Origin of the sequence: Collinsella sp. (genome assembly GCF_052346665.1) — a bacterium.
GTDB lineage: Bacteria > Actinomycetota > Coriobacteriia > Coriobacteriales > Coriobacteriaceae > Collinsella.
In genome coordinates this window covers 1-4191 of the sequence record NZ_DAWDUX010000066.1, presented here as the reverse complement: position 1 = coordinate 4191, position 4191 = coordinate 1, and the positions used below count along the sequence as shown (strand labels likewise).

The 4191-nt window shown below is 61.9% G+C and carries 4 protein-coding genes; 3 read left to right on the top strand and 1 reads right to left on the bottom strand.

Features of this window, described 5'->3' with window-relative positions:
* Nucleotides 1-212: 212 nt before the first annotated feature.
* The gene (locus tag ACT8II_RS09140; RefSeq protein ID WP_118653682.1) at nucleotides 213-1301 is read right to left on the bottom strand and encodes an iron-containing alcohol dehydrogenase family protein; all 1089 of its coding nucleotides are present in this window, start codon (nucleotides 1299-1301) and stop codon (nucleotides 213-215) included.
* A 125-nt stretch (nucleotides 1302-1426) separates the two neighbouring features.
* On the opposite strand from ACT8II_RS09140, the gene ACT8II_RS09135 reads away from it, so the two are divergent.
* From ACT8II_RS09135 to ACT8II_RS09125, 3 genes are all read left to right on the top strand, one after another.
* Nucleotides 1427-1879 carry a DUF523 domain-containing protein gene (locus ACT8II_RS09135; protein WP_302742722.1) on the top strand — a complete coding sequence of 151 codons (453 nt, stop codon included), beginning with the start codon at nucleotides 1427-1429 and terminating at the stop codon, nucleotides 1877-1879.
* A 212-nt stretch (nucleotides 1880-2091) separates the two neighbouring features.
* Nucleotides 2092-2436 (top strand): DUF3784 domain-containing protein, encoded by a 345-nt coding sequence (locus ACT8II_RS09130; protein WP_118653680.1) that lies wholly within the window; start codon nucleotides 2092-2094, stop codon nucleotides 2434-2436.
* A 485-nt stretch (nucleotides 2437-2921) separates the two neighbouring features.
* Nucleotides 2922-4191 (top strand): class I tRNA ligase family protein (locus ACT8II_RS09125; protein ID WP_443813912.1); only part of this gene is annotated, 1270 nt, incomplete at its 3' end.

The following is a 4191-nucleotide window of genomic DNA, read 5'->3' as shown; positions in this document are numbered from 1 at the left end:
CTGGCGGCCTAAGGACGGAGGCCCCGGTCTCCAAGATTTCTGCCGCACGCCCAATCGCGAAGTTTTGTCGAGTTGTGCTACCGTTTTCGACGGGGGTTTTCGATTGAAAGGCGGGGCGCCCGCGTTCATTCAAGTTGAACGCGGGCGCCCCGATTGCGTGCCGTTAGACTCGCTGTGCCTGTTGGCTCGGATTAGCCGACTCCCGGCTCGCGCTACTTCAAGTTTCTGCCGAAGGCGTCGGCGGCCTTGATGGCCTCGATGAACTCTTCGGGCGAGAACGGGGCGGGATTCGCCTGCTTCCACTCGTTCGTGTTCTGGGCCAGCTCGGCGATGCGCTGCAGGTGGCTCTCGTCGAGGTCGAGCTCGGCAAGAGTGACGGGAAGACCGAGCTTCTTGTTGAAGGCGGCATAGCGCGCCAGCTGCTCGGTGTCGCTCGTGTAGGCGAACAGCACGAGCACGCCGAAGCTCACGACCTCTCCGTGCAGGTGCGTGCGCCCGGGGCGCTGCACGCCCGTCGTGGCGTTGTAGAAGGCGTGCGCAAGTGAGGAGTTATAGTAGAAGTCGGGCTGGTTGGTGAGGTTGGAGACATACCCCGTGTTGACCACGATGTCGAGCGCGATTTGGCGCACCGCTTCACTCGACTGGCCGACGCGGACGTCGGCCAAGCCCTGCTCGCCGTAGGCCATGAGGGGATCGGTGCAGGTGTGTGCGAGCGTGAGGCCCAGCGTGCCCGTGTGCGTGAGCTCGGCCTCGCTGGTGGCATATTCGACCTCGGGCTGTTTGGAGAGGGCGTCGCCGATGCCGGCCCAGAAATACTCCTCGGGTGCGGCGGCGATGATGGCGGGGTTGATGAAGATGTGCGCAGGCGCGTCGGGATAGGCGTATCCCTTGAGTGAGTGGTCGTCGTTGTAGACCACGGCGATGGCGGTGGCGCTCGAGCAGTTCGAGCAGATGGTCGGAACGGAGAAGACGGTCTTGTCGAGCTCCTTGGCAGCGGTCTTCACCGTGTCGACCGCCTTGCCCCCGCCGATCGCGAAGGCGATGTCGGCATCGCGAAATGCCCGATTCGCAACAAGCGCGTCGATGGCGGACTGGGTGGAATCGGTGCCGTAGACGATCTCGTCGAGGATTTGCACGTTTGCACTATCGAGTGCGGCGCGGATACCAGGCGCCGCAGCGGCGAGGGCGCGGCGTCCACCTACCAGGACGACGGTTTTTGCCTGGTAGGGGGCGAGTACCGCGGGGATCGCCTCGAAGCAATCCTCGCCAACCGTATAGCTGCTCATTTGAATGGTGCGCATGTGACCTCCTTGACGAGTTGTCGTTCGTGACATTCTAGGACGGTGTTCGCACGCGGCGCTCTGTATCGAAATCGGAAAAAGAGTGTTAACGTAAGATTTCCGTTCTGGGAAGAAAGGTGGCTGTCATGAAGGTCGCGGTGAGCGCCTGCCTGCTGGGCGAGAATTGCAAATACAGCGGGGGCAACAACCGCTGTGAGCGCCTGTTGGAGGTGCTACATGCCCGTCCTGATATCGAGGTGATCCCTGTGTGCCCCGAGGTGGCGGGCGGTCTGCCCACGCCTCGCCCACCTGCGGAGATCATGGGCGGTGAGGTTGTCAACAATCTTGGCGAAAGCGTGGATACCGCGTATCGGGCGGGCGTCGCCGCCGAGATGGCGCGGCTCGCGCCGGCGATCGAGGCGGGGGATCTTGCGGCAGCAGTTCTACAGTCCCGGAGTCCCAGTTGCGGCGTTCATCAAGTCTATGATGGCACCTTCACGGGGACGCTTATTCCGGGGCAAGGCCTGTTCGCCCAAGCGCTCGCGGCGGCGGGCGTGCGCTTGGTGGACGCATCCGATTTAGATGACGTACTCGATTAGATCATGAGAAGTAGAAGACCTCTTCGAATTTCTCATCAAGGGCGATGCGGAGGACGAGGGCGAGTTTGGCGGAGGGACCTGCGGGGCCTGCGGGGTAAAAATGTACGTAGTTCTGCATCTGAGCAAACGGCAACGGCGCTGAAAACCTGACAGCTTTACCACCGCCCATGCCTGCCTCTCCCAACCGTCACTTTGTGTATTAAGGGGTGCCTATGAATTACGTTGTCATCATGTCTGCCTTTGCCTTGCTATGCGGTGTATTGAGCATGCTATTCTTTTCCGGTCGAGGAGCCAAGCTCATCGCCGGCTACAACACCTCGACACCCGAGCAGCGTGCTCGATATGACGAGCGGAAACTATGCAGAGCCATGGGGTTCATCATGGTTGGTGCGTTTTTCGCTCTCGGCACGATGGCACTTGCGGAGTTCGCTCGCATGCAAGGCTCGATAAGCCGTGATTCATCGGTTTGGGTTACGCTCATGGCGGTTTTCGCGATGGCTGTCGGAATCTTCTTTGGCATCAGGCACATGAACACCACCTGCCTCCGGCAATCGTAGTGGATTGTCCAGAGCGTTCCCGTACCGCTGCGTGTAATCGCTGAGTTAACGGATGCGCTTCCATCGCACGGGTCTCGCCACGTGCTATCATGTCGAGCCACAGGCGTTGATGGGGACGAGTAGGCCGGACCCGCACGGAAAAGAGAGCTTGGGGCGGTGGGATCCAAGTGCGTGCGACCAGTCGAAAATCACCCCGGAGCCGCGGCCCGAACGGCTGCCATCCATAGCGTTTTGCAAAACGACTACGTCCCCAATGGGGAGTGTCGTTTGCGGGGACGCGGGATGGTGCCCAGTAGGCGTCGCCGGGATGGCCGTCGTCACGGGCCAGCCGAGTACGAGGGGAGCGCATGTGCGCGAACCTTTGAGCTGGGTGGTATAGCGAAACGCACCGCGGGCCCTGCTTCCCGTATCTCATACGCGCTTCGTCCCAGCTTGAGCTAGGACGGGCGCTTTTTTCATGCGCCCATAACGAGAAGGGGGTATTCGTGGCAAACGAGTACAAGCAGACCATGAACCTGCCCAAGACCAAGTTCCCCATGCGGGCGGCCCTGGCGCAGCGCGAGCCGGAGCGCCTGAAGCGCTGGCAGGAGAACCATGTCTACGAGCTCATGCTCAAGAAGAACGAGGGCCACGAGAAATTCGTGCTCCACGACGGCCCTCCGTACGCCAATGGCCCCATCCACCTGGGCCACGCGATGAACAAGATCGCCAAGGACATGATCAACCGCTACAAGGCCATGCAGGGCTATGAGACCCCGTACGTTCCCGGCTGGGACTGCCATGGCCAGCCTATCGAGCACAAGGTCGAGGAGAAGCTCGGGACGGAGAAGTTCAACCAGACGAGCGTTGCCGAGATCCGCGAGCTGTGCAACCAGTTCGCTGTCGAGAACATCGACCTGCAGCGCGAGGGCTTCAAGCGCCTGGGCGTCCTGGGCGACTGGGACAACCCATATCTCACGCTCTACCACCAGCACGACGCCGCCGACATCGAGGCCTTCAAGGCCATGTTCGATAAGGGCATGGTCTATCGCGGCCATAAGCCGGTCCACTGGTGCAAGCACTGCCATACGGCCCTGGCCGAGGCCGAGATCGAGTACGGCGATGAGACGAGCCCGTCCATCTACGTGCGCTTCGAACTCACGACCAAGCCGGCGGGCCTCGAGTCCTTCGACGGCCCCGTTGACTTCGTGATCTGGACCACCACCCCCTGGACAATCCCTTCCGACCAGGCGGTCTCCCTCAAGCCCGAGGCGATCTACACCGCCATCGAGCACGATGGCCGCGCCGAGATCATGCTCAGGGACCTCGCCGAGAAGGTCTGCGGCATCGCCGGATGGGACGTCACCCCCGTGATGGTCGATGGCAAGCCCTATGAGGTCCCCGCCGAGGTCCTCGATCACCTGCACTACAAGCAGCCCGTCTTCGACGGCGTCGAGGGCGTGGCGCTCCTTGCCGACTACGTAGGCACCGAGGACGGTACTGGTATCGTCCACAACTCGCCCGGCCACGGCGTGGACGACTACTACGTCTGCATGAAGGAGGGCATGGACGTCTGCATGCCCGTCGACGACGACGGTCGCTTCTATAACGGCACCGAGTTCGGCACCGGCGGCCCGTTCTCCGGCATGGACACCGATGAGGCCAACCCGCATATCATCCAGTTCCTGCGCGACCGCGGCATGCTCGTGGCCGAGGTGAAGATCACCCACAGCTATCCGCACTGCTGGCGCTGCAAGAAGCCGGTTCTCTTCCGCG